Origin of the sequence: Pseudomonas sp. OST1909 (assembly GCF_015277575.1) — a bacterium.
Classification (GTDB): domain Bacteria; phylum Pseudomonadota; class Gammaproteobacteria; order Pseudomonadales; family Pseudomonadaceae; genus Aquipseudomonas; species Aquipseudomonas synxantha_A.
In genome coordinates, this window is record NZ_CP063780.1 from 1,316,585 (window position 1) to 1,338,413 (window position 21,829).

General features: G+C 59.5%; 28 protein-coding genes and 1 riboswitch. Of the genes, 19 read left to right on the forward strand and 9 right to left on the reverse strand.

Going from position 1 to position 21,829, the window contains the following annotated elements; genetic code table 11:
* Positions 1–2 precede the first annotated feature (2 nt).
* Both IH404_RS05800 and IH404_RS05805 read right to left on the reverse strand, forming a co-directional pair.
* The gene (locus IH404_RS05800) at positions 3–527 is read right to left on the reverse strand and encodes an HAD family hydrolase (RefSeq protein WP_005784847.1); all 525 of its coding nucleotides are present in this window, start codon (positions 525–527) and stop codon (positions 3–5) included.
* A complete protein-coding gene (locus tag IH404_RS05805; RefSeq protein WP_005784849.1) occupies positions 528–1,502 on the reverse strand; it encodes a KpsF/GutQ family sugar-phosphate isomerase in 975 nt (324 codons plus the stop codon).
* Between the two features lie 298 nt (positions 1,503–1,800).
* Between IH404_RS05805 and IH404_RS05810 the strand changes: the two genes are divergently transcribed.
* The 10 genes from IH404_RS05810 (at position 1,801) to hisC (ending at position 9,754) form a co-directional block, all read left to right on the forward strand.
* Positions 1,801–2,610, forward strand: coding sequence for an ATP-binding cassette domain-containing protein (locus IH404_RS05810; protein WP_005784851.1), 810 nt, complete (start codon positions 1,801–1,803; stop codon positions 2,608–2,610).
* Positions 2,610–3,407, forward strand: a complete 798-nt coding sequence (mlaE, locus tag IH404_RS05815) for a lipid asymmetry maintenance ABC transporter permease subunit MlaE (RefSeq protein WP_005784853.1) — start codon at positions 2,610–2,612, stop codon at positions 3,405–3,407. Before IH404_RS05810 ends, mlaE begins: the two co-directional genes overlap by 1 nt.
* A complete protein-coding gene (gene mlaD, locus IH404_RS05820) occupies positions 3,407–3,874 on the forward strand; it encodes an outer membrane lipid asymmetry maintenance protein MlaD (RefSeq protein ID WP_005784855.1) in 468 nt (155 codons plus the stop codon). Before mlaE ends, mlaD begins: the two co-directional genes overlap by 1 nt.
* 11 nt (positions 3,875–3,885) lie before the next feature.
* A complete protein-coding gene (locus IH404_RS05825) occupies positions 3,886–4,533 on the forward strand; it encodes an ABC transporter substrate-binding protein (protein WP_005784857.1) in 648 nt (215 codons plus the stop codon).
* Positions 4,530–4,835, forward strand: coding sequence for an STAS domain-containing protein (locus IH404_RS05830; protein ID WP_005784859.1), 306 nt, complete (start codon positions 4,530–4,532; stop codon positions 4,833–4,835). Before IH404_RS05825 ends, IH404_RS05830 begins: the two co-directional genes overlap by 4 nt.
* A gap of 115 nt (positions 4,836–4,950) precedes the next feature.
* Entirely contained in the window at positions 4,951–5,190 is a 240-nt protein-coding gene (locus IH404_RS05835) for a BolA family protein (protein ID WP_003188597.1), read from the forward strand.
* Between the two features lie 23 nt (positions 5,191–5,213).
* Positions 5,214–6,479 (forward strand): UDP-N-acetylglucosamine 1-carboxyvinyltransferase, encoded by a 1,266-nt coding sequence (gene murA, locus IH404_RS05840; protein WP_005784861.1) that lies wholly within the window; start codon positions 5,214–5,216, stop codon positions 6,477–6,479.
* Positions 6,480–6,617: 138 nt separating this feature from the next.
* A complete protein-coding gene (gene hisG, locus IH404_RS05845; RefSeq protein ID WP_003188599.1) occupies positions 6,618–7,253 on the forward strand; it encodes an ATP phosphoribosyltransferase in 636 nt (211 codons plus the stop codon).
* A gap of 128 nt (positions 7,254–7,381) precedes the next feature.
* Entirely contained in the window at positions 7,382–8,698 is a 1,317-nt protein-coding gene (gene hisD / locus IH404_RS05850) for a histidinol dehydrogenase (RefSeq protein WP_003188601.1), read from the forward strand.
* A 3-nt stretch (positions 8,699–8,701) separates the two neighbouring features.
* Positions 8,702–9,754, forward strand: a complete 1,053-nt coding sequence (hisC, locus tag IH404_RS05855; protein WP_194440137.1) for a histidinol-phosphate transaminase — start codon at positions 8,702–8,704, stop codon at positions 9,752–9,754.
* A gap of 123 nt (positions 9,755–9,877) precedes the next feature.
* Here hisC and IH404_RS05860 read toward each other — a convergent pair whose 3' ends face one another.
* Positions 9,878–11,152, reverse strand: a complete 1,275-nt coding sequence (locus IH404_RS05860) for a uracil-xanthine permease family protein (protein ID WP_005784866.1) — start codon at positions 11,150–11,152, stop codon at positions 9,878–9,880.
* Positions 11,153–11,154: 2 nt separating this feature from the next.
* The gene (gene upp / locus IH404_RS05865) at positions 11,155–11,793 is read right to left on the reverse strand and encodes a uracil phosphoribosyltransferase (RefSeq protein WP_003188608.1); all 639 of its coding nucleotides are present in this window, start codon (positions 11,791–11,793) and stop codon (positions 11,155–11,157) included.
* Positions 11,794–11,957: 164 nt separating this feature from the next.
* On the opposite strand from upp, the gene IH404_RS05870 reads away from it, so the two are divergent.
* The 3 genes from IH404_RS05870 (at position 11,958) to IH404_RS05880 (ending at position 13,346) form a co-directional block, all read left to right on the forward strand.
* A complete protein-coding gene (locus tag IH404_RS05870; protein WP_005784869.1) occupies positions 11,958–12,515 on the forward strand; it encodes a hypoxanthine-guanine phosphoribosyltransferase in 558 nt (185 codons plus the stop codon).
* Between the two features lie 3 nt (positions 12,516–12,518).
* The gene (locus IH404_RS05875) at positions 12,519–12,986 is read left to right on the forward strand and encodes a WbuC family cupin fold metalloprotein (RefSeq protein ID WP_194440138.1); all 468 of its coding nucleotides are present in this window, start codon (positions 12,519–12,521) and stop codon (positions 12,984–12,986) included.
* Between the two features lie 72 nt (positions 12,987–13,058).
* Positions 13,059–13,346, forward strand: a complete 288-nt coding sequence (locus IH404_RS05880) for a PA4642 family protein (protein ID WP_005784873.1) — start codon at positions 13,059–13,061, stop codon at positions 13,344–13,346.
* Positions 13,347–13,400: 54 nt separating this feature from the next.
* Here the strand turns inward: IH404_RS05880 and mqo are convergent, their stop codons facing one another.
* Together mqo and IH404_RS05890 are read right to left on the reverse strand one after the other, a co-directional pair.
* Entirely contained in the window at positions 13,401–14,909 is a 1,509-nt protein-coding gene (gene mqo / locus IH404_RS05885; RefSeq protein ID WP_005784875.1) for a malate dehydrogenase (quinone), read from the reverse strand.
* Positions 14,910–15,635: 726 nt separating this feature from the next.
* On the reverse strand, positions 15,636–15,869 hold the full coding sequence (locus tag IH404_RS05890) for a hypothetical protein (protein ID WP_005784877.1): 234 nt from the start codon (positions 15,867–15,869) through the stop codon (positions 15,636–15,638).
* A 182-nt stretch (positions 15,870–16,051) separates the two neighbouring features.
* On the opposite strand from IH404_RS05890, the gene IH404_RS05895 reads away from it, so the two are divergent.
* Positions 16,052–16,636: a YajG family lipoprotein gene (locus IH404_RS05895; RefSeq protein ID WP_005784879.1), complete on the forward strand. Its 585-nt coding sequence runs from the start codon at positions 16,052–16,054 to the stop codon at positions 16,634–16,636.
* 59 nt (positions 16,637–16,695) lie between these two features.
* Here the strand turns inward: IH404_RS05895 and IH404_RS05900 are convergent, their stop codons facing one another.
* Positions 16,696–16,905 (reverse strand): hypothetical protein, encoded by a 210-nt coding sequence (locus IH404_RS05900; protein ID WP_005784881.1) that lies wholly within the window; start codon positions 16,903–16,905, stop codon positions 16,696–16,698.
* A gap of 182 nt (positions 16,906–17,087) precedes the next feature.
* On the opposite strand from IH404_RS05900, the gene IH404_RS05905 reads away from it, so the two are divergent.
* Positions 17,088–17,336, forward strand: coding sequence for a hypothetical protein (locus tag IH404_RS05905; RefSeq protein WP_005784883.1), 249 nt, complete (start codon positions 17,088–17,090; stop codon positions 17,334–17,336).
* A gap of 166 nt (positions 17,337–17,502) precedes the next feature.
* Here the strand turns inward: IH404_RS05905 and IH404_RS05910 are convergent, their stop codons facing one another.
* Positions 17,503–18,666: a 1-acyl-sn-glycerol-3-phosphate acyltransferase gene (locus IH404_RS05910; RefSeq protein WP_194440139.1), complete on the reverse strand. Its 1,164-nt coding sequence runs from the start codon at positions 18,664–18,666 to the stop codon at positions 17,503–17,505.
* A gap of 132 nt (positions 18,667–18,798) precedes the next feature.
* Here IH404_RS05910 and IH404_RS05915 point away from each other — a divergent pair, with 132 nt between their 5' ends.
* The 4 genes from IH404_RS05915 (at position 18,799) to IH404_RS05930 (ending at position 20,859) form a co-directional block, all read left to right on the forward strand.
* Positions 18,799–18,981: a CPXCG motif-containing cysteine-rich protein gene (locus IH404_RS05915; protein WP_005784887.1), complete on the forward strand. Its 183-nt coding sequence runs from the start codon at positions 18,799–18,801 to the stop codon at positions 18,979–18,981.
* A 31-nt stretch (positions 18,982–19,012) separates the two neighbouring features.
* Positions 19,013–19,273 carry a DUF2007 domain-containing protein gene (locus tag IH404_RS05920; RefSeq protein WP_005784889.1) on the forward strand — a complete coding sequence of 87 codons (261 nt, stop codon included), beginning with the start codon at positions 19,013–19,015 and terminating at the stop codon, positions 19,271–19,273.
* Between the two features lie 37 nt (positions 19,274–19,310).
* The gene (locus tag IH404_RS05925; RefSeq protein ID WP_005784892.1) at positions 19,311–19,931 is read left to right on the forward strand and encodes an SOS response-associated peptidase; all 621 of its coding nucleotides are present in this window, start codon (positions 19,311–19,313) and stop codon (positions 19,929–19,931) included.
* A gap of 109 nt (positions 19,932–20,040) precedes the next feature.
* The gene (locus IH404_RS05930) at positions 20,041–20,859 is read left to right on the forward strand and encodes a M48 family metallopeptidase (RefSeq protein ID WP_005784894.1); all 819 of its coding nucleotides are present in this window, start codon (positions 20,041–20,043) and stop codon (positions 20,857–20,859) included.
* Positions 20,860–20,995: 136 nt separating this feature from the next.
* Here IH404_RS05930 and IH404_RS05935 read toward each other — a convergent pair whose 3' ends face one another.
* Positions 20,996–21,580, reverse strand: coding sequence for a TMEM165/GDT1 family protein (locus tag IH404_RS05935; protein WP_005784895.1), 585 nt, complete (start codon positions 21,578–21,580; stop codon positions 20,996–20,998).
* A gap of 88 nt (positions 21,581–21,668) precedes the next feature.
* Positions 21,669–21,788: riboswitch (yybP-ykoY riboswitch) on the reverse strand.
* Positions 21,789–21,829: the final 41 nt, after the last annotated feature.

Consider the following 21,829-nt stretch of genomic DNA (forward strand, 5'->3'; position numbering starts at 1 on the left):
CTCTATAGGTAGGCGGCGTGGGCCGCTTCAAGGCTGCCCTGGGCACGCAGGATCAACTCGCAGAACTCGCGGGCAGCACCTTCGCCGCCACGGGCGGTGGTGATGCCATGGGCGTGTTCGCGCACAAACGCCGCGGCATTCGCGACCGCCATGCCCAGGCCCACCCGGCGAATCACCGGCAGGTCGGGCAGGTCGTCACCCAGATAGGCGACTTGTTCATAGCTTAGGTTGAGTTGGCCAAGAAGCTCGTCCAGCACCACCAGTTTATCCTCGCGGCCCTGATACAGGTGAGCAATTCCGAGGTTTTGTGCGCGGCGTTCCACAACCGGCGTCTTTCGACCACTGATAATCGCCGTTTGCACGCCCGCTGCCATCAGCATCTTGATGCCCTGGCCATCGAGCGTATTGAATGTCTTGAATTCGCTGCCGTCTTCGAGAAAGTACAGGCGGCCGTCGGTCAGCACGCCGTCAACGTCGAAAATCGCCAGCTTGATGTTTTTACCGCGTTGCAACAGATCGCTGGTCATTTACATCACTCCTGCGCGCAGCAAGTCGCCAAGGTTAAGGGCTCCGATCGGTCGATCATCGTTATCGACGACGATCAGCGCGCCGATCCGGTGGTCTTCCATGATTTTCAGCGCTTCAGCCGCGAGCATTTCAGCGCGGGCGGTCTTGCCGTGGGGTGTCATCACCGCGTCGATGGTGGCGGTGTGAATATCAATGGTGCGGTCCAGGGTGCGGCGCAGATCACCGTCGGTGAATATCCCGGCAAGGCGTCCGTCGGCCTCCAGGATTGCCGTCATGCCCAGGCCCTTGCGGGTCATTTCCATCAGCGCATCCCTGAGCAGGGTACCGCGTGGAACGCTTGGCAGTTCGGCGCCCGAATGCATGACATTTTCAACTTTCAGCAGCAGGCGACGGCCGAGGGCACCACCTGGATGGGAAAATGCGAAGTCTTCTGCGGTAAACCCGCGGGCCTCCAGCAGCGCCACCGCCAGGGCATCGCCCATGACCAGTGCAGCGGTGGTGGAGGAGGTCGGCGCCAGGTTCAACGGGCAGGCCTCATGGGCCACGTGCACGTTGAGGTTGACGTCGGCGGCCTTGGCCAGGGTCGATTCCGGGTTGCCCGTGAGGCTGATCATCTGGATACCCAGGCGCTTGATCAACGGCAACAGGGTCACGATTTCGTTGGTGGTGCCGGAATTGGACAGCGCCAGAATCACGTCATCCTTGGTGATCATGCCCATGTCGCCGTGGCTGGCTTCGGCCGGATGCACGAAAAAAGCGGTGGTCCCAGTGCTTGCCAGGGTGGCGGCGATCTTGTTGCCGATGTGGCCGGATTTACCCATGCCGACCACGACAACGCGGCCCTTGCTGGCCAGGATCATCTCGCAGGCGCGCACGAAATCCGCGTTGATATGGGCCAGCAAGCCTTCTACGGCTTCAAGCTCTAGGCGGATGGTGCGTTGTGCGGATTGAACAAGTTCGCTGGATTGGCTCATGTCTGAAATCGTATAGCCTGACGAAAAGGCGGCGATTATAGCGGTAATGATCAATTCCCTCACGTAAGTTCGTCAGGCTTTGTGCGCGAAGTTCCAGCCAATCACCTTCGGTAACGGTTATTCCCTGTCCTAAATCTGAACGAGCGCTGTTCCGGCCTTGGGGGCGCCGCACCAGCGGTGATATAGTTCGCCGCCAGTTCGGTCCGCCCAACCCATGTGCCTAATTATTGCGCATCCGTTGCAAACCAAAGTCGCACACATGGTGTCTGAGTGAAAGGCTGCATCCCAAGGAGATTAGATGAGTGCCGATAACGCCTACGCGGTCGAGCTGAAGGGCCTTACCTTCAAGCGCGGTTCGCGCAGCATCTTCAATAACGTCGATATTCGCATTCCTCGCGGCAAGGTCACGGGCATCATGGGGCCTTCCGGTTGCGGCAAGACCACCCTGTTACGCCTGATGGGCATGCAATTGCGCCCCAGTGCCGGCGAAGTGTGGGTCAACGGCCAGAACCTGCCGACGCTGTCGCGCAGCGATCTGTTCGATGCGCGCAAGCATATGGGCGTGCTGTTCCAGAGCGGCGCGCTGTTTACCGACCTCGATGTTTTCGAAAACGTAGCCTTCCCGCTGCGGGTGCATACCCAGCTGTCCGATGAAATGATTCGTGACATTGTGTTGCTGAAGCTGCAGGCCGTTGGCCTTCGCGGTGCCATCGACCTGATGCCGGACGAATTGTCCGGCGGTATGAAGCGCCGTGTCGCCCTGGCGCGGGCCATTGCCCTCGACCCGCAGATCCTTATGTACGACGAGCCATTCGTGGGGCAGGACCCGATCGCCATGGGTGTACTGGTGCGTCTGATCCGCCTGCTCAATGATGCATTGGGTATCACCAGCATTGTGGTCTCCCACGATCTGGCCGAAACCGCGAGCATCGCCGACTACCTGTATGTAGTGGGTGATGGCCAGGTGCTGGGGCAGGGTACGCCTGAAGAGCTGATGAACGCCGATAACCCGCGTATCCGCCAATTCATGACCGGCGATCCCGATGGCCCGGTGCCTTTTCACTTTCCGGCAGCGGACTACCGCTCAGATCTTCTGGGGAAGCGCTGATGCGCAAGACATCTCTTATCGAAAAGGTTCGCCTTTTCGGTCGCTCGGGCATCGACATCATCGAAGTCCTGGGGCGTTCGACCATTTTCCTGTTCCACGCCTTGCTGGGCCGCGGCGGCATCGGTGGGGGCTTCGGCCTGCTGCTCAAGCAGCTGCACGCAGTGGGTGTGATGTCTCTGGTGATCATTGTGGTCTCCGGGGTGTTCATCGGCATGGTGCTGGCGCTGCAGGGCTTCAACATCCTGTCCAGCTACGGTTCCGAGCAGGCGGTAGGCCAGATGGTGGCCTTGACCCTGCTGCGTGAGCTCGGCCCGGTGGTTACTGCCTTGCTGTTCGCGGGGCGTGCAGGTTCGGCGCTGACCGCCGAAATCGGCAACATGAAGTCCACCGAGCAGCTGTCCAGCCTGGAAATGATCGGTGTGGACCCGCTCAAGTACATTGTTGCCCCGCGCCTGTGGGCCGGCTTCATTTCCCTGCCATTGCTGGCGATGATTTTCAGCGTGGTGGGTATCTGGGGCGGTTCGTGGGTGGCGGTTGACTGGTTGGGCGTCTATGACGGTTCCTACTGGGCCAACATGCAAAACAGCGTGACCTTCACCGGTGACGTGCTCAACGGCATCATAAAGAGCATTGTCTTTGCCTTTGTAGTGACGTGGATTGCCGTATTCCAAGGCTATGACTGCGAGCCCACCTCAGAAGGGATCAGTCGTGCCACTACCAAGACCGTTGTGTACGCCTCGCTGGCGGTACTGGGCCTTGACTTCATTTTGACCGCCTTGATGTTTGGAGATTTCTGATGCAAAACCGCACTGTGGAGATCGGTGTCGGCCTTTTCTTGCTGGCTGGCATCCTGGCTTTACTGTTGTTGGCCCTGCGAGTCAGCGGCCTGTCGGCCAGCCCCACCGCCGATACCTATAAACTTTACGCGTATTTCGACAATATCGCCGGTTTGACGGTCAGAGCCAAAGTGACCATGGCCGGCGTTACCATCGGCAAGGTCACGGCAATCGATCTGGATCGCGACAGCTTCACCGGGCGAGTGACCATGCAGGTGGACAAGAAGGTAGATAACCTGCCGACTGACTCCACGGCATCTATCCTCACTGCGGGGCTGCTGGGCGAGAAATACATCGGTGTCAGCGTGGGCGGGGAAACAGCCTTGCTCAAGGATGGCTCTACAATCCACGACACACAGTCGTCGTTGGTACTTGAAGACCTGATCGGTAAATTCCTGCTCAATACGGTCAATAAAGACGCTAAATGAGGAATCTGTTCATGATCTCTACCTTGCGACGTGGCCTGCTGGTGCTGCTGGCGGCGCTGCCGCTGATGGCTAACGCGGCAGGTTCTGCTCACGACCTGGTGCAGGACACGACCAACAAAATGTTGGCTGACCTGACTGCCAACAAAGAAAAGTACAAGCAAGACCCGAGTCAGTTTTATAACGCGCTCAATACCATTGTCGGCCCGGTAGTCGATGCCGAGGGCATTTCGCGCAGCATCATGACGGTCAAGTATTCGCGCAAGGCAACACCTGCGCAGATGCAGACGTTCCAGGAAAACTTCAAGCGTGGTCTGTTCCAGTTTTACGGCAACGCTCTGCTGGAATACAACAACCAGGGCATCGTCGTTGACCCTGCCAGGGAGGAGTCGGGCGACCGTGCCGAGGTCGGGATGAAAGTCTCGGGCAGCAATGGCGCGATCTATCCGGTGTCCTACACCCTGACGAAAATCAACGGTGAATGGAAGCTGCGCAACGTGGTCATCAACGGCATCAACATCGGCAAGCTGTTCCGTGACCAGTTCGCCGATGCGATGCAGCGCAATGGCAATAACCTGGACAAGACCATCAATGGTTGGGCCGGTGAAGTGGCCAAGGCCAAGGAAGAAACCGACAAAGCTGCCGGGAAGCCTGCGCAATGACCGAGGCGGCTGTTCGTATCGGCGACGCCGGCGAGCTGTTGCTCAGCGGCGTGCTCGATTACCGTACCGGGCCTGACCTGCGCAAGCAGGGCCAGGCACTGATCAAGGCCAGCAATGCGCCTGCGCTGGTGGTTGACTGTTCGGCGGTGACCAAGTCCAGCAGCGTCGGTCTGTCGTTGCTGCTGTGCTTCATGCGCGATGCCGAAGCGGCAAAAAAGCCGCTCAGTATCCGTGCCTTGCCTGAAGACATGCGCGAGATTGCCGAAGTTTCCGGCCTGACCGAGCTGTTGGCACACCCTTAATACACATTTATCAGAAAAGCCCCCCGTCAGAGTCCTGCTATGCGGGGTTCGCAGGCGCGGGGCTTTTTTGTATGATGTGCGACCCGTGCGCACTGGGCGCCGATAGAGGTTGAGCATGCAGGCCCTAGAAGTTAAGAGCTTCCTTGAAGGAAAGCTGCCGGAAACGACTGTTGAAGTTGAAGGCGAAGGCTGCAATTTCCAGCTGAACGTGATTAGCGATGAACTGGCGGCATTGAGCCCGGTCAAGCGTCAGCAGCAGATCTATGCCCATTTGAACCCATGGATCACCGATGGCAGCATCCATGCGGTCACTATGAAATTTTTCAGCCGCGCGGCCTGGGCCGAGCGCACCTGAGCCCCCAAGGCGTCGAGATTCTTATGGATAAATTGATTATTACCGGCGGTGCCCGCCTTGATGGCGAGATCCGCATTTCCGGTGCGAAAAACTCCGCCTTGCCGATCCTGGCAGCGACCCTGCTGTGCGATGGCCCGGTGACTGTAGCCAACCTGCCGCACCTGCACGACATTACCACCATGATCGAGCTGTTCGGCCGCATGGGTATTGAGCCGGTGATCGACGAGAAGCTGGCCGTCGAGATCGACCCGCGCACCATCAAGACCCTGATCGCCCCGTACGAACTGGTGAAAACCATGCGTGCGTCGATCCTGGTGCTGGGCCCGATGGTTGCTCGTTTCGGCGAAGCCGAAGTGGCCTTGCCTGGCGGTTGCGCCATTGGTTCGCGTCCGGTCGACCTGCACATCCGTGGCCTTGAGGCCATGGGCGCAGTCATCGACGTCGAAGGCGGCTACATCAAGGCCAAGGCGCCGGAAGGCGGCCTGCGTGGCGCGAACTTCTTCTTTGATACCGTCAGTGTGACCGGTACCGAAAACATCATGATGGCCGCTGCCCTGGCCAAAGGCCGCAGCGTGCTGCAAAACGCCGCGCGTGAGCCGGAAGTGGTCGACCTGGCCAACTTCCTCAACGCCATGGGCGCCAAAGTTTCCGGTGCTGGCACCGACACCATCACCATTGATGGTGTAGAGCGTCTGCACACCGCTACCTACAAAGTCATGCCTGACCGCATCGAGACCGGTACCTACCTGGTTGCCGCTGCCGTGACCGGTGGCCGCGTGAAGGTCAAGGACACCGATCCGACCATCCTTGAAGCCGTCCTGGAAAAACTCAAGGAAGCCGGCGCAGAAATCACCACCGGTGAGGACTGGATCGAGCTGAACATGCACGGCAAGCGGCCAAAAGCCGTCAACGTGCGTACCGCTCCGTACCCGGCGTTCCCGACCGACATGCAAGCGCAGTTCATCTCCCTGAACGCGATTGCCGAAGGCACGGGTGCCGTGATCGAGACCATCTTCGAAAACCGCTTCATGCACGTGTACGAACTGCACCGCATGGGCGCCAAGATCCAGGTCGAAGGCAATACCGCCATCGTCACCGGCATCGACAAGCTCAAGGGCGCGCCAGTCATGGCTACCGACCTGCGTGCCTCGGCCAGCCTGGTGATCTCGGCACTGTGCGCCGAAGGCGACACCCTGATCGACCGCATCTACCACATAGACCGTGGCTACGAGTGCATCGAAGAAAAACTGCAGATGCTCGGCGCTAAAATCCGCCGCGTACCGGGCTAACCCCCGCTGCCCTGTAGGGGTGAGCAAGCTCGCTCCTACACACTGGTTTGTTTCAAATCGAGGCTGTCATGGCCTCGATCTGTGTCTGGCACTGTTTGTGACCGGACAGCAATAGCCTGATGAAGGACTGACGTTCCCATGTTGACCATCGCACTGTCCAAGGGCCGCATCCTTGACGACACGTTGCCGCTTCTGGCTGAAGCGGGCATCGTGCCGACCGAGAATCCGGACAAGAGCCGCAAGCTGATCATCCCCACGACCCAGGACGACGTTCGCCTGCTGATCGTGCGGGCTACCGACGTGCCGACCTACGTTGAACATGGTGCCGCCGACCTCGGTGTCGCGGGTAAGGATGTGCTGATGGAATACGGTGGCCAGGGCTTGTATGAGCCACTGGACCTGCGTATCGCCCTGTGCAAGCTGATGACCGCTGGCCGTGTCGGTGATGTCGAGCCCAAGGGCCGCCTGCGGGTGGCGACCAAGTTTGTCAATGTCGCCAAGCGCTACTACGCCGAACAAGGCCGCCAGGTCGATATCATCAAGCTCTACGGCTCGATGGAGCTGGCGCCGCTGATCGGCCTGGCCGACAAGATCATCGACGTGGTCGACACCGGCAACACCCTGCGCGCCAACGGTTTGGAGCCACAGGATTTCATCGCCGACATCAGCTCTCGCCTGATCGTCAACAAAGCTTCGATGAAGATGCAACACGCCCGTATCCAGGCGTTGATCGACACCCTGCGCAAGGCAGTGGAGTCTCGACACCGCGGTTGACTCACCCGCGTAGCCCAAAGGCTGCGCCCGTCTATCCGCCTCATAGCCAGAATTCTCAGGTGCCCAAGCGGAAACGACTGCTAGTTTAGGGCGCCTGAGTTTTTGCCAATTCTATTGAGGCCCTCGCTATGACCACGTCCACTGCAATTGCCCGACTCAACGCTGCCGACCCGGATTTCGCCCATCATCTGGATCATCTGCTGAGCTGGGAAAGCGTGTCCGACGACTCGGTCAACCAGCGGGTGCTCGACATTATCAAGGCCGTGCGCGAGCGCGGTGATGCGGCGCTGGTGGACTTCACTCGTCAGTTCGACGGCCTGGACGTCAAGTCGATGGCGGACCTGATCCTGCCCCGCGAGCGCCTTGAGCTGGCCCTGACGCGTATCACCGCGCCCCAGCGCGAAGCCCTGGAAGTCGCAGCGGCGCGGGTACGCAGCTACCACGAAAAGCAGAAGCAGGACTCCTGGAGCTACACCGAAGCCGATGGCACCGTACTGGGCCAGAAGGTCACGCCGTTGGACCGTGCCGGCCTTTACGTGCCGGGCGGTAAAGCCTCTTATCCGTCGTCCGTGTTAATGAACGCGATTCCGGCCAAAGTGGCGGGTGTCACTGAAGTGGTCATGGTGGTGCCGACCCCTCGTGGTGAAATCAACGAGCTGGTACTGGCTGCCGCCTGCATCGCGGGTGTCGACCGGGTGTTCACCATCGGTGGCGCCCAGGCCGTCGCGGCCCTGGCCTATGGCACCGAAAGCGTGCCGAAGGTCGACAAGGTTGTTGGCCCAGGCAACATCTACGTCGCCACCGCCAAGCGCCATGTGTTCGGCCAGGTCGGCATCGACATGATCGCCGGCCCTTCGGAAATTCTGGTGGTGTGTGACGGCCAGACCGATCCGGACTGGATTGCCATGGACCTGTTCTCCCAGGCTGAGCACGACGAAGATGCCCAGGCGATCCTGGTCAGCCCCGATGCCGAGTTCCTCGACAAGGTCGCCGCCAGCATCAATAAGCTGCTGCCGACCATGGAGCGTGCCGAAATCATCGAGAAGTCGATCAATGGCCGCGGCGCACTGATTCTGGTGCGTGATATGGAGCAAGCCATCGAAGTGGCCAACCGCATCGCGCCGGAACACCTGGAGCTGTCCGTAGCGGACCCACAGGCCTGGTTGCCGTCGATTCGTCACGCCGGTGCCATCTTCATGGGGCGTCACACCAGCGAAGCCCTGGGCGACTACTGCGCCGGGCCTAACCACGTGTTGCCGACCTCCGGCACTGCGCGTTTTTCATCGCCGCTGGGGGTGTATGACTTCCAGAAGCGTTCGTCGATTATCTTCTGCTCGCCACAAGGTGCTTCCGAGCTGGGCAAGACTGCCTCGGTGCTGGCCCGTGGTGAATCCCTCAGCGCTCACGCACGCAGCGCTGAATACCGCATCGTCAAGGGAGAGTAAGGCATGAGCAAATTCTGGAGCCCTTTCGTCAAGGACCTCGTGCCTTACGTACCCGGTGAGCAACCGAAGCTGACCAAGCTGGTCAAGCTCAACACCAACGAAAACCCATACGGCCCATCGCCCAAGGCATTGGCAGCGATGCAGGCCGAGTTGAACGACAACTTGCGCCTGTACCCGGACCCCAACAGCGACCTGCTCAAACAAGCCGTGGCCAGGTATTACGGGATCGACGCCGGCAAGGTATTCCTTGGCAACGGTTCCGATGAAGTCCTGGCGCACATCTTTCATGGCCTGTTCCAGCACGATCTGCCACTGCTGTTTCCGGATATCAGCTACAGCTTTTACCCCGTGTATTGCGGCCTCTACGGCATCAAGTACGACGCGCTGGCGTTGGACGAGCAGTTCCAGATTCGCGCATCTGACTATGCCAGGCCCAACGGCGGGATCATCTTCCCCAACCCTAACGCACCCACCGGCTGCGTACTGGCGCTGGATGCGGTGGAGCAGATCCTCAAGACCAGCCCGGATTCGGTGGTGGTGGTCGACGAAGCCTACATCGACTTCGGTGGCGAAACCGCCATCAGCCTGGTGGACCGTTACCCGAACCTGCTGGTGACCCAGACCCTGTCCAAATCGCGCTCACTGGCCGGTTTGCGTGTGGGCTTGGCCGTGGGTCATCCGGACCTGATCGAGGCGCTGGAGCGGGTCAAGAACAGCTTCAACTCCTACCCGCTGGATCGCCTGGCGATTGTTGGCGCGGCGGCGGCGTTCGAAGACCGTGAATACTTCGAGCAGACCTGCCAGATGGTGATCGACAGCCGCAACAAGGTGGTCGCGCAACTGGAAGGCAAAGGGTTTGAAGTGTTGCCCTCGGCGGCGAACTTCATCTTTGCGCGCCACCCACGGCATGACGCTGCTGGATTGGCAGCCAAGTTGCGTGAGCAGGGGGTTATCGTGCGGCACTTCAAGCAGGAGCGGATTGCCCAATTCCTGCGGATCAGTATCGGTACGCCTGAGCAGAACCAGGCGCTGATTGATGGGCTCGGCGAGCTCTAATTCTTTGCAGGCAGTAAGGGCCTCATCGCGGGCAAGCCCGGCTCCCACAGGAGACTGCATTTCCCTGTGGGAGCCGGGCTTGCCCGCGATGAGGCCACCAGCTACACCAGAAAACTGGAGGGCTTAGATCAGCGGCTCATCCGGCTTCTTGTTCTTCCAGCCATCATTGCCCGGCAGCAACAGGTTCAAACCAATCGCCACCACGGCACACAGGGCGATGCCCTTGAGGCCGAAATCGTCCGGGCCGGTGCCGGTGCCGACCAGCACACCGCCAATCCCGAATACCAGGGTTACCGACACAATCACCAGGTTGCGTGCTTCACCCAGGTCGATCCTGTGGCGAATCAGCGTGTTCATCCCCACCGCAGCAATCGAGCCGAACAGCAGGCACAGAATCCCGCCCATCACCGGCACGGGGATGCTCTGCAGCAGTGCGCCGAACTTGCCGATAAACGCCAGGCTGATAGCAAACACTGCCGCCCAGGTCATGATTTTCGGGTTGTAGTTCTTGGTCAGCATCACTGCGCCGGTCACCTCGGCGTAGGTGGTGTTCGGCGGGCCGCCAAACATGCCGGCAGCCGTAGTGGCGATACCGTCACCCAGCAAGGTGCGGTGCAGGCCGGGCTTTTTCAGGTAGTCGCGACCGGTCACGCTGCCCACCGCAATCACACCGCCGATATGTTCGATCGCCGGGGCCAGGGCCACCGGGACGATAAACAGGATCGCCTGCCAGTTGAACTCTGGCGCGGTAAAGTGGGGCAGGGCGAACCACGGCGCAGCCGCGATCTTTGCCGTGTCGACCACGCCAAAGTAGAACGACATGGCAAAACCCACCAGTACGCCGGAGATGATCGGCACCAGGCGGAAAATGCCTTTGCCGAACACGGCCACGATCAAGGTGGTCAGCAGTGCGGGCATCGAGATCAGCATCGCCGTCTGGTAATGGATCAACTCGGCGCCGTCGCCGGACTTGCCCATGGCCATATTGGCGGCAATCGGTGCCATGGCCAGGCCGATGGAAATAATCACCGGGCCGATCACCACTGGCGGCAACAGCCGGTCGATAAAGCCGGTGCCCTTGACCTTCACGGCCAGGCCCAGGAACGTATAGACGAAACCGGCCGCCATCACCCCGCCCATGGTCGCCGCCAGGCCGAATTGGCCTTTGGCGAGGATGATCGGGGTGATAAACGCGAAGCTCGATGCCAAAAATACCGGCACCTGCCGCCCTGTCACCACCTGGAACAACAATGTGCCCAGGCCGGCGGTGAACAGTGCGACGTTTGGATCAAGACCTGTGATCAGCGGCATCAACACCAGCGCGCCAAATGCTACGAAGAGCATCTGTGCGCCAGACAGGATCTGGCGCCAAAGCGGGTCGTTGAATTCATCCTGCATGTTCACGCGTCCTTCTGCTTGGTGCCGAAGATCTTGTCACCGGCATCGCCAAGGCCTGGGATGATGTAGCCGTGTTCATTCAGGCGCTCATCAATGGATGCGGTGTAGATCTGCACATCCGGATGGGCTTTCTCGACGGCGGCGATGCCTTCGGGCGCGGCCACCAGCACCATGGCACGGATGTCCCGGCAGCCGGCTTTTTTCAGCAGGTCGATGGTCGCGACCATGGAGCTACCGGTGGCGAGCATCGGGTCGATGATCATGGCCAGGCGCTCGTTGATTTCCGGAACGAGCTTCTCCAGGTAGGTGTGGGCCTGCAGTGTTTCTTCATTGCGGGCAACGCCCACGGCGCTGACCTTGGCGCCCGGGATCAGGCTGAGTACACCTTCGAGCATGCCGATACCGGCGCGCAGGATAGGGACGACGGTAATTTTCTTACCGGCGATTTTTTCCACTTGTACGGGACCGGCCCAACCGGGGATCTCGTAGGTTTCCAGGGGTAAATCCTTGGTGGCTTCGTAAGTCAGCAGCGCTCCGACTTCCTGAGCAAGCTCACGGAAATTCTTCGTGCTAATGTCGGCACGGCGCATAAGGCCGAGTTTGTGTCGGATCAGCGGGTGGCGGATCTCGCGAGTGGGCATGGGAAAGGCTCCGGCGGCGGGCAAAAAAACCGGCCTAGATTAATCTATCCGAGAGTGTTGTCCTATAGACATCAAGTACGTTAGTCCATAAAGGCTTGATTGGAGCGCACGAGAAGCGTACCTTCGCCCGCTTTTCTTGCCACAGCACCCCCTTGGAGAGCGCCATGTCTGCTGATCTCGAGCATATCCGTCAAATCATGCACGAGGCTGACTGCCTGTACACCGAAGCGCAGGTCGAAGCAGCAATCGCCAAGGTCGGCGAGCACATCACCCGCGAAATGGCCGACACCAACCCGGTGGTCTTTTGTGTGATGAACGGTGGCCTGATCTTCGCCGGTAAATTGCTCACCCACCTGCAATTCCCACTGGAAGCCTCTTACCTGCACGCCACCCGTTATCGCAACGAAACCAGCGGCGGCGATCTGTTCTGGAAGGCCAAGCCGGAAGTTTCGTTCATTGACCGCGATGTGCTGATCATCGATGACATCCTCGATGAAGGTCATACCCTGGGCGCGATCATCGATTTCTGCAAACATGCCGGCGCGCGCAAAGTGCATACCGCTGTGCTGATCGACAAAGACCACGACCGCAAAGCCCGTCCTGAATTGAAAGCCGATTTTGTTGGGCTGCCGTGCGTCGACCGCTATATCTTCGGGTATGGCATGGACTACAAAGGCTACTGGCGTAACGCCAATGGCATCTTTGCCGTTAAAGGAATGTAATCGATGGCCCGCTTTCTTGATCAGACCCTGTTTGCCGAATTGGCCGAGAAAGCGGCCGCCAGCCCCCGTGGGCGTCAGAACGTCAACTTCCATGAGATGCAAGAGCCTTGTCATCGCATGGCGGTCGGCTTGCAACCCAGCACCTATGTGCAGCCTCATCGTCACCTGAGCGCTGATAAAGCTGAAACTCTGCTGGTGCTCAAGGGGCGCTTGGGAATCTTGATTTTCAGCGAGGTCGGCGAGCTACTCAGCAAGCGTGTGTTGCAAGCCGGCGGAGAGTGCCAGGGCGTAGACCTTTCGCCAGGTGTTTTTCATAGCCTGGTGGTGCTGGAGCCGGACAGCGTGATGTTTGAATGCAAGGCTGGCCCTTACCGTCCTGTTGGCGAAGGTGAGCTGGCAAGCTGGGCGCCCCGTGAAGGCGAGGCGGGTATGGCGGAGTATCACCGCTGGATGCTTGCCCAGTTCGATTGAGCCCCTCCCACATCCTGCGTCGCGCAGGTAGACTTCAAACCCCGTGTAAATGTCTGCAGGCTGGAGTCGGTAATGCGTAAAGATAAGAAACAGGTGATTGGTGACGAGATCGGTGACGACCAAATCAAGTTGTTCCTGGACTTCGAGCCGGTTGATGCGACTTCGCCGTCCCTGCACAAACTGATCAAGGCCTATCGCGGCCTGCGTATCGACGACTTCGAGCGTTTCCTGGGCTTTTTCCAAGAAGCAGGCCTGGACCTGGATGGCCAGGACGAGCATGGCCAGACCTTCGTTGATCTGATCAAGGACCAGCGCAACGCCGCTGAATACATCGAGCTGATCGACAAAGCACGCGGCTGATTATCCGAGCCACAAAAAAACGCCCCGAGGGGCGTTTTTTTTTGCATTCAAACCTTAAGCGTAGCTTTGGGCTTCGTTGCTTTGCTCCACCAGCTCAAGGCTGATGTTGTTCTGCGTGTTGATCTTGCGATACAGCTCGGCATCCGTCTCCAGGACCTTTTCCCGCGCCGGGAAGATCTCGTGCAGCTTGCTCGCCCATTCACCGGCAGCCTTCTGCGGGAAGCAGCGTTCAATCAGCTCCAGCATGATCGATACGGTCACCGAGGCACCCGGAGATGCGCCCAGCAGCGCCGCGAGCGAACCGTCCTTGGCCGCCACCAGCTCGGTGCCGAATTGCAGCACGCCGCCTTTCTTCGGGTCTTTCTTGATGATCTGCACCCGCTGGCCGGCCACTTCCAGGCGCCAGTCTTCGGCTTTCGCCTCGGGGTAGAAGCGACGCAGGGATTCCAGGCGCTGCTCCATGGATTGGCGCACTTCGCTGACCAGGTACTTGGTCAGGTCCATGTTGTCGCGGGCCACGGCCAGCATCGGGCCAATATTGCCAGCGCGAATCGACATCGGCAGGTCAAGGAACGAGCCGTGCTTGAGGAACTTGGTGGTAAAGCCTGCGTATGGCCCGAACAACAGCGACTTCTTGCCATCCACCACGCGGGTGTCCAGGTGCGGCACGGACATGGGCGGCGAACCCACGGCAGCCTGGCTATAGACCTTGGCCTGGTGCTGTTTGACCACTTCAGGGTTGTCGCAACGCAGCCACTGGCCACTGACCGGGAAACCGCCGAAGCCTTTGCTTTCTTCGATGCCCGAGGCTTGCAGCAGCGGCAGGGCCGCACCACCGGCGCCGAGGAACACGAACTTGGCGTCCACCTCGCGGCTGTTGCCGCTGTTGACGTCCTTGATGCTCACGGTCCAGCCGGCGCCGTTACGTTTGAGGCCGGTGACGCGCTTGCAGTATTTGACCTGGGCATCAGGCGAACTGGTCAGGTGGCTGAGCAACTGATTGGTCAGGGCGCCGAAGTTGACGTCGGTGCCGTTCATCACGCGGGTCGCGGCGATTTTTTCGTCAAGCGGGCGGCCCGGCATCATCAGCGGCATCCACTCGGCCATTTCGCTGCGGTCTTCGGTGTAGTGCATGTCCGAAAACGCGTGGTGCTGGCTGAGGGTCTCAAAGCGTTTCTTGAGGAAGGAAACGCCTTTGTCGCCCTGCACGAAGCTCAGGTGCGGGACCGGGCTGATGAACGACTTGGACGAGCCAAAGGTGCCCTTCTTGGTCAGGTACGCCCAGAACTGTTTCGACACCTCGAACTGGGTGTTGATGTGCACGGCTTTCTTGATGTCGATGGAGCCATCGGCGGCCTGTGGCGTGTAGTTCAGCTCACACAGCCCGGCGTGGCCGGTACCGGCGTTGTTCCACGGGTTGGAACTCTCCGCGGCACCCGAATCCATCAGCTCAACGACTTCCAGCTTGAGGCCGGGGTCGAGCTCCTTGAGCAGTACGGCCAGGGTGGCACTCATGATGCCGGCCCCTACCAGAACTACGTCGACTGCTTCGTTATGCGCCATTTAACGCGTCTCCAAAATCTGCAGCACCAAATTGACGGCATGGCTGCCAGGAGTGACGGGGCGGTTCACGTGTTGCCCCAGGTTACCCATGGCCAGGATCGCCATGTCCGTTTCGCAATTCTTTGCAACTTCAGCACACGCTTCCTGCCGGGCTAATCTGCCTATGAACGCATTCATGGGCGCCTGTGGCAATTCGACTTATGGTCAAAGCGTGCGATTCGTGCAACCAATCCGTAGCGGACAGGCTCAAGCTCCGGTTTTTGAGGAAGGCTCGATCCTGTGTAATTGGGCTGCCCCAGACGCTGATGGTGCTTGTACAAACGCCAAACTATTCATTTGCTCGCCACACTCTTGTGAAGTTGTGAAAACCCGTTTTTTCACGCTCTTTTGAAGACGTGAACCTCAAAAAAGGGCTGCCCCAGCCTGGCACCTGGCCCGTAAACCTCTGCCGACATGCGGCAAAACGGGCAAACAACACAAGTGGCCGAGCGCAATGGCAGCTCTGGCAGATCCGATAAAGGCGGGGTGGTTTGCAAAGGAAACAGCAAGCACGCCAGCTTCACTTGATCTGTGTGGGCGGCTCTCTGTGGGCGATTTTGGGGCTAATGCCTGGGCATTAACGATGCTGCGGGGCCCGATCAGGAGACGTCCTTATAATCGGGGGGAGATTGTAGCGAAGAACGCCAAGGAAATGGGCGTGTTTTATGACTTTTATTCGGGTCCCGGTCAGGAGGCCAACGCTTGCCGGTGTTGTGCGCGAAAAACCTGCGGCTTGACCCGGGCGCTGGCCGGCAGAGGGCGGTGCATCCAGCCCAGATGAGTCTCGGTCACTTCCACCCAGCCTTCACCGACGGGCGGCAGGCTGCATTGCTTGAATGCCTGGCAATGGCCCTGGGCGTCGAGCAGGGCGAAGTGGCGGTGACGGGTGTGTGACATGAACAGTGTCTTGAGAAGGCGCATGGCTGTGTACCTGGTGTGTTACATGCTTGAAGATTGCCAGTGTGGCATGACACTGCGGTGACCAATTTATGCGAATTTGTAATTTGCCCATGGCTTCAGCCACCGTTCAGGATTGCTGGTGAGTGGCGTGCGTGCACCGTTATACTGGCGACCTGTCTGCACCTAGTCCTGGAGAAATGAGTATGTTGCAACGCCTGTTGTTCGGTTTGATCACTGTGACCAGTTTGACCCTGGTTGGCTGCGCCAACAGCCCGCAACAACTCAGCCCGCAACCTAAAGTCACCGCGCCGTTGGCTGCGGTAGGCCATGGCCAGGCGGTGTCGGTACGTGTGGTCGACGGTCGTCCGTCGCCAACCCTGGGCTCGCGTGGCGGCCTGTATCCGGAGACTGCGCTGATTTCGGTAACCGGTCAGGATGTGCTGCCCAAACTGCAGGCCCAGGCTGAAGCCGCTGTGCGCTTGCTGGGCTTTACACCGACCAACTCGCCAGGTGTGCCGCAACTGACCGTGACCCTGGCCGAGCTGAAGTACCAGTCGCCCAAAGAGGGGCTGTATGTGACCGAAGCCTCCATCGGTGCGACCTTCAAGTCTGACGTCAGCGCCGGTACCCGTCGCTACAGTGGCCGCTACGCCGCATCGCTGAACCAGCGCTTCGGCATGTCGCCCAACCAGGAAACCAACACCAAGCTGGTCAGCGATGTGCTCAGCGATGCCTTGACCCGCCTGTTCAAGGATCCAAGCATCGGCCAGTTGCTCAGTTCGCAATAAACCGTGCACAAAAAACCGGGCTCAGTGATGAGCCCGGTTTTTTTATGCCCGTGGTTTGGTCATGCCGCCGTATCGACATAGAAGTCCAGCACACTCACGCCGGTGAGCAAATCCAGTTCCGGCAAGTCCGCATGTTGGTGGCCGCCGAGCGCGCAATACACCAGCCAGTGGCGATCCTGGACGTTGAACGCAAGGCTGCCGACCAGCGCCTCTTGCTCATCGTTTGGGGCGATCAGATACAGCCGATCCTGGTTTTGCGCGTGCAACATGACTAGCTCCTCAAGCATCGAAGGGCAACAGAGTGACTTGTTAAGGTGACGTTCAGGTGACGCTGTAAATTACTGGATACATTAGCCGTCAACGGAGAAGGAGCATTAAAGGCGCAGGAGGCGACTATCGTTCAGGTTGGTATCTGGACTGATATCCGAATACTGATTCGCCGAGGTTTGCGATGGCGCTGCTCATCAATGCTGTTGCCCTGTTGGTTGCCTGCTCGGGCGCCTTGGTGCTGTTCATCACCCGCCTGCACGCGCAACGTGCGATGGCCGAACTCGCCATGCGTAGCGAAGAGCGCGCGATTGATCAGCCGATGCTTTTTCTGGAAACGCACACTGAACGGGCGCATCGTCAGGCTTACCGTGTGGGGTTCGGCTGCCTTGGCCTGGCCCTGGCCGCCTCCTGGTTCAGCACCCATTTCTAATTCCACTGCAAAACCAAATGTGGGAGCGGGCTTGCCCGCGAAGGCGGTGTATCAGCCACTGAATCTTTAACTGAACCACCGCTCTCGCAGGCGAGCCAGCTCCCACACTGGCCATGTACTGCCCGTAGAATCAGCGCCTGCCACATATCCCCTGTAGGGTCACATATTACAGAGGGATCCCGGCCTTTACGCGGTATTGATTGCGTACCGGCGTCGCATACTGCACCACCAGATAAGGCCGGTGTTCGGCCGGGCATTCGTTCAGGCGCCGCTCCCATTCAGCTTTCGCCTTGGCCAACTCATCGGCCGGGAATACTTCGGCGGCTTTAGGCACTTGCAACTGCGGATCAGCATCATCCCACTGTGCGTACGCCAGGTAATGCACCGGAAACAAGCGGTAGCCACCGAGGATCTGCCGGTCCATTTCCACTGCCAGCAGCTTGGTATCTTCGAAACGCTCGGTAATCGGCGGCGCAAAGTTCACATGTACGCGGCCCTTGTAGCCGGTGATACCCAGGGCGATGCTCACGTCGTCCTCGCCCGGCGCCTTGGTGTAGGTGCCGGTGGTGGCGCGGATATACAGCTCGCGGGCCTTGGCGGCATCGCAAGGGTCGTACTCGTAGCTGATGGACACCGGCGTCAGGTTCAGCGACTGGATTACCTCGGCAAACGGCTCGTCCTTGCGGCTGACGTGGAACATCTTGAGAATCGCCGATTCGGTACGGTCATCGCCATCCTTGGCCCGGCCTTCAGCCTGGGCGATCCAGATCGACTGGCAGTCGTTGCGGATCGAATGGTTGATATAGGCCGACAGCAGGTTGTAGGCCGCCATCTTCTCCTTTCGCCCGGTGATTGAACGGTGCACGATGAAGCTCTTGTTCAGGCGCATCAGGTCGCTGACAAACGGCTTTTGCAGCAGGTTGTCACCAATGGCGATGCGTGGCGTCGGCAGGCCGGCGTGGTACACGGCATAGTTGACGAAGGCCGGGTCCATCACGATGTCGCGGTGGTTGGCCAGAAACAGGTAGGCGGTGCCGGATTTGAGCTGCTCGACGCCGGTGTAGGTCACGCCGTCGGTCGCCCGGTCAATCGTGTGGTCAACGTAGTATTCGACTTTGTCTTGCAGCGTCGCCACGGTGGTGACGCCGGCAAACTCACGGCGCAATTTACGCGCGATCATCGGCTTGAGCAACCAGCCCAGGGCGCCGGCAAAGCGCGGGAAGCGAAAGTGGGTCAGGATGTCCAGAAAGGCCTTGTCACTGAACAGACGCGCCAGCACTGCCGGGACTTCGCTGTCGTTGTAAGGTCGGATGGTATCGAATTCGCCCATCATGCTCTCTTGTTAGAAACGGCTAGGGTAAGTAAAGGAAATAGCAGGGGCGGCGTGAGTAAACTGGCTCTGCCGGAAATAGCCCTGTAAATAGACCGGCGATTATACGCACAAGTCACCTTGGAGACTGCGATGCTGGAAACTGCGATGTACGATTGTCCTTATTGTGGCGAAGTGGTCGAGACAACAGTGGATTTGTCTGGCGGAGACCAGACCTATATAGAAGACTGCCAGGTGTGTTGCCGGCCGATCACGTTCGACCTGCAAGTGCATGGTGACGAGTGGATGCTCGAAACCCGCAGCGAAAATGAATGATGCGTAGCGAAAACGAATAACAGGTACGCCCATGCAGCGAATCTATGAGCCGGAAAACCTGATGGAAGGCGAGCTGTTGCAACAGATGCTGGCCAGTGAGGGCATCGAAGCGCACTTGATGGGCCGCCACTTGCTCGGTGGTACCGGCGAGTTGCCGATCTTCGGCTTGCTGGGGTTGGAGGTCGATAATGATCAGGCGGCGTACGCCCGCGAGCTGATCACGGCCTATATCGGCGCGCAACCCTTGCCCGGCGACGAACCCGACAACTTCCCCGACGTATTGGTCTGTTAGGCTGTCGGTCGGTTTACCCCAAGAGTCGTGTTGCCCCATGTGTGGACGTTATGCCCTGTTTCGCTGGAACCCTGCCTTTGCTGCCTTGCCCGGCTTCCCCGCCGACCAGCAGGCCCAGTGGAACATTTCCCCCAATGATTCGGTGCTGATCCAGCGCCTGAGCGAAGGCCAGCTCACCCTGGCGCGTGCCCGTTGGGGGCTGACGCCGCCCTGGCTGACGGATCTTTCCCGTACTCCGGCCCATGCCCGCGCCGAAACGCTCGCCGAGCAACCGATGTTTCGCGAGGCATTCCGCCAGCGCCGCTGCCTGTTGCCAGCCAACGGTTTCTACGAATGGCGCGGTACCCAGCGCAAGCGCCCGTATTGGTTGACGCCGGGGGAGGGCTCCACCCTGTTTTTTGCTGCGATCTGGGAAGCGTATCCCGTGCAGGAGCAGGTGTGGCTGAGCACCGCCGTGGTCACCCAGGCAGCGCAAAGCCAACGTCGACCGTTGATTCTTGATGCGGCGGGGCAAGCCGCCTGGCTCGACCCCGAGACGCCGCTGCACGTGCTGCAGGGCTTGCTGGCCGGTGAGCCCAGCGCTTTACGTGAGCGCGTGCTGGCCAATATGGTCAATGATCCCAAGCTCAATGGGCCGGAGTGCCTGACCCCGGCTTGAGCCTGCACTGTGGGATGTGTCCGGAATTCGGCGGTTAAATGTCTGATGTATCTGGCGCCAATACAAACGACCGCCTACGATACGCGCCATGTTTTCAGGGAGCGTGTTCATGAAGAAGTCATTGGCGGTAAGCGGTTTGGTTGCAGCGATGTTGCTGGCGGGTTGCCAGTCGGTCAACACGACCAGCGGCGGTGCTGTTGGGGTTGAGCGCAAGCAATACATGTTCAGCATGTTGTCGAGCCAGGAAGTCGACCAGATGTATGCCCAGTCTTACCAGCAGACCCTGGGTGAAGCCAGTGGCAAAGGCGTTCTGGACAAGACCAGCGCCAACGCCAAGCGTGTGCAGGCCATCGCCAAGCGCCTGATCGCTCAGGCGCCGACCTTTCGCGCAGACGCCGCTCAGTGGAACTGGGAAGTGAACCTGATCAAAAGCGACGAGATGAACGCCAACTGCGGGCCTGGCGGCAAGATCCTGGTGTACAGCGCGCTGATCGACAACCTCAAGCTCACCGATGACGAGTTGGCTGCGGTGATGGGCCATGAAATCGCCCACGCCCTGCGTGAGCACGGTCGTGAAGCGATGTCCAAGGCATACGGTATTGAAATGGCCAAGCAGGGCGCTGGTGCAATATTCGGTCTCGGCCAGGACAGCCTGGCACTGGCCGATACCGTGGCCAACTATGGCATGACCTTGCCCAACAGCCGCAGCAACGAAAATGAAGCTGACCTGATCGGCCTGGAGCTTTCGGCGCGTGCCGGCTACAACCCGAACGCCGCGATCACCTTGTGGAACAAAATGGCCAAGGCTTCCGAAGGCGCGCCGCCGGAATTCATGAGCACTCACCCGGCTTCCGACAGCCGCATCGCGTCGTTGCAGGCAGCGATTCCGAAGGTAATGCCGCTGTACCAGCAGGCCAAGAAGTCCTGATCGATGTAGGAGCGAGCTTGCTCGCGAAAAACTCACCGGCGCCGCGTTTATTCAGGCAGCACGCGTTATCGCTGACGTTTTTCGCGAGCAAGCTCGCTCCTACAGGCATCAGGGCCAACCATCCCTGGTGTTCGGTTTAGATCCAGCCACTGCTTTGCATGGCTTTGTACACCGCCACAATCGCCAGTACAAAGAACGCTGTGGCCGCCAATCGACGAATCAAGGTCAGCGGCAGTTTCTCCGCCGCGAAATTCCCCGCCAGAACCACCGGTACGTTGGCAATCAACATGCCCAGCGTAGTGCCGATAATCACCAGCCACAACTCCGGATACTGCGCTGCCAGCATCACCGTGGCGATCTGGGTCTTGTCACCGATTTCCGCAAGGAAGAACGCAATCAGCGTGGTCAGAAATGGCCCGAACTTGCGTGTGGTACTGGCTTCGTCATCATCGAGTTTGTCTGGCACCAGGGTCCAGAGTGCCGTGGCACAGAAGCTCGCCGCGAGGATCCAGTGCAGCACCGCATCCGAGAAGAAACTCCCGAACCAGGCGCCCACGGCACCGGCCGCCGCATGGTTGGCCAGGGTTGCGGCGACAATGCCGGCAATGATCGGCCAGGGTTTGCGAAAGCGGGCAGCAAGAATGAGCGCGAGTAGCTGCGTCTTGTCGCCGATTTCGGCCAAGGCAACGATTGCGGTAGGAACGAGTAGTGAATCCAGCATCAGGTAGTTTCCAGGGGCGGGTCGACACGGCTATGACACGTACAGCCTTCCCGCCCCGGGTAAGGTGTGCGTGTCATAGGTCTTGTCAAACCCCGGTCCGTCTGTGCGGACTCCTGGGTCGCATACGCCATGGTCTGCTGACCAAGTATGTTGACGTATGCCGGACGAGCATGGGCTCGTGGGAGACTACTCCCCTAGGACGCAGCGGATTCTGCCTAGGCAAAACCCATTCGGCAAGCCTTCTTTTTC

Excerpts from the sequence above, each read along its gene's own strand:
- IH404_RS05800 (WP_005784847.1), bottom strand. The coding sequence starts at position 527 with ATGACCAGCGATCTGTTGCAACGCGGTAAAAACATCAAGCTGGCGATT.
- IH404_RS05805 (WP_005784849.1), bottom strand. The coding sequence starts at position 1,502 with ATGAGCCAATCCAGCGAACTTGTTCAATCCGCACAACGCACCATCCGC.
- IH404_RS05810 (WP_005784851.1), top strand. The coding sequence starts at position 1,801 with ATGAGTGCCGATAACGCCTACGCGGTCGAGCTGAAGGGCCTTACCTTC.
- mlaE (WP_005784853.1), top strand. The coding sequence starts at position 2,610 with ATGCGCAAGACATCTCTTATCGAAAAGGTTCGCCTTTTCGGTCGCTCG.
- mlaD (WP_005784855.1), top strand. The coding sequence starts at position 3,407 with ATGCAAAACCGCACTGTGGAGATCGGTGTCGGCCTTTTCTTGCTGGCT.
- IH404_RS05825 (WP_005784857.1), top strand. The coding sequence starts at position 3,886 with ATGATCTCTACCTTGCGACGTGGCCTGCTGGTGCTGCTGGCGGCGCTG.
- IH404_RS05830 (WP_005784859.1), top strand. The coding sequence starts at position 4,530 with ATGACCGAGGCGGCTGTTCGTATCGGCGACGCCGGCGAGCTGTTGCTC.
- IH404_RS05835 (WP_003188597.1), top strand. The coding sequence starts at position 4,951 with ATGCAGGCCCTAGAAGTTAAGAGCTTCCTTGAAGGAAAGCTGCCGGAA.
- murA (WP_005784861.1), top strand. The coding sequence starts at position 5,214 with ATGGATAAATTGATTATTACCGGCGGTGCCCGCCTTGATGGCGAGATC.
- hisG (WP_003188599.1), top strand. The coding sequence starts at position 6,618 with ATGTTGACCATCGCACTGTCCAAGGGCCGCATCCTTGACGACACGTTG.
- hisD (WP_003188601.1), top strand. The coding sequence starts at position 7,382 with ATGACCACGTCCACTGCAATTGCCCGACTCAACGCTGCCGACCCGGAT.
- hisC (WP_194440137.1), top strand. The coding sequence starts at position 8,702 with ATGAGCAAATTCTGGAGCCCTTTCGTCAAGGACCTCGTGCCTTACGTA.
- IH404_RS05860 (WP_005784866.1), bottom strand. The coding sequence starts at position 11,152 with ATGCAGGATGAATTCAACGACCCGCTTTGGCGCCAGATCCTGTCTGGC.
- upp (WP_003188608.1), bottom strand. The coding sequence starts at position 11,793 with ATGCCCACTCGCGAGATCCGCCACCCGCTGATCCGACACAAACTCGGC.
- IH404_RS05870 (WP_005784869.1), top strand. The coding sequence starts at position 11,958 with ATGTCTGCTGATCTCGAGCATATCCGTCAAATCATGCACGAGGCTGAC.
- IH404_RS05875 (WP_194440138.1), top strand. The coding sequence starts at position 12,519 with ATGGCCCGCTTTCTTGATCAGACCCTGTTTGCCGAATTGGCCGAGAAA.
- IH404_RS05880 (WP_005784873.1), top strand. The coding sequence starts at position 13,059 with ATGCGTAAAGATAAGAAACAGGTGATTGGTGACGAGATCGGTGACGAC.
- mqo (WP_005784875.1), bottom strand. The coding sequence starts at position 14,909 with ATGGCGCATAACGAAGCAGTCGACGTAGTTCTGGTAGGGGCCGGCATC.
- IH404_RS05890 (WP_005784877.1), bottom strand. The coding sequence starts at position 15,869 with ATGCGCCTTCTCAAGACACTGTTCATGTCACACACCCGTCACCGCCAC.
- IH404_RS05895 (WP_005784879.1), top strand. The coding sequence starts at position 16,052 with ATGTTGCAACGCCTGTTGTTCGGTTTGATCACTGTGACCAGTTTGACC.
- IH404_RS05900 (WP_005784881.1), bottom strand. The coding sequence starts at position 16,905 with ATGTTGCACGCGCAAAACCAGGATCGGCTGTATCTGATCGCCCCAAAC.
- IH404_RS05905 (WP_005784883.1), top strand. The coding sequence starts at position 17,088 with ATGGCGCTGCTCATCAATGCTGTTGCCCTGTTGGTTGCCTGCTCGGGC.
- IH404_RS05910 (WP_194440139.1), bottom strand. The coding sequence starts at position 18,666 with ATGGGCGAATTCGATACCATCCGACCTTACAACGACAGCGAAGTCCCG.
- IH404_RS05915 (WP_005784887.1), top strand. The coding sequence starts at position 18,799 with ATGCTGGAAACTGCGATGTACGATTGTCCTTATTGTGGCGAAGTGGTC.
- IH404_RS05920 (WP_005784889.1), top strand. The coding sequence starts at position 19,013 with ATGCAGCGAATCTATGAGCCGGAAAACCTGATGGAAGGCGAGCTGTTG.
- IH404_RS05925 (WP_005784892.1), top strand. The coding sequence starts at position 19,311 with ATGTGTGGACGTTATGCCCTGTTTCGCTGGAACCCTGCCTTTGCTGCC.
- IH404_RS05930 (WP_005784894.1), top strand. The coding sequence starts at position 20,041 with ATGAAGAAGTCATTGGCGGTAAGCGGTTTGGTTGCAGCGATGTTGCTG.
- IH404_RS05935 (WP_005784895.1), bottom strand. The coding sequence starts at position 21,580 with ATGCTGGATTCACTACTCGTTCCTACCGCAATCGTTGCCTTGGCCGAA.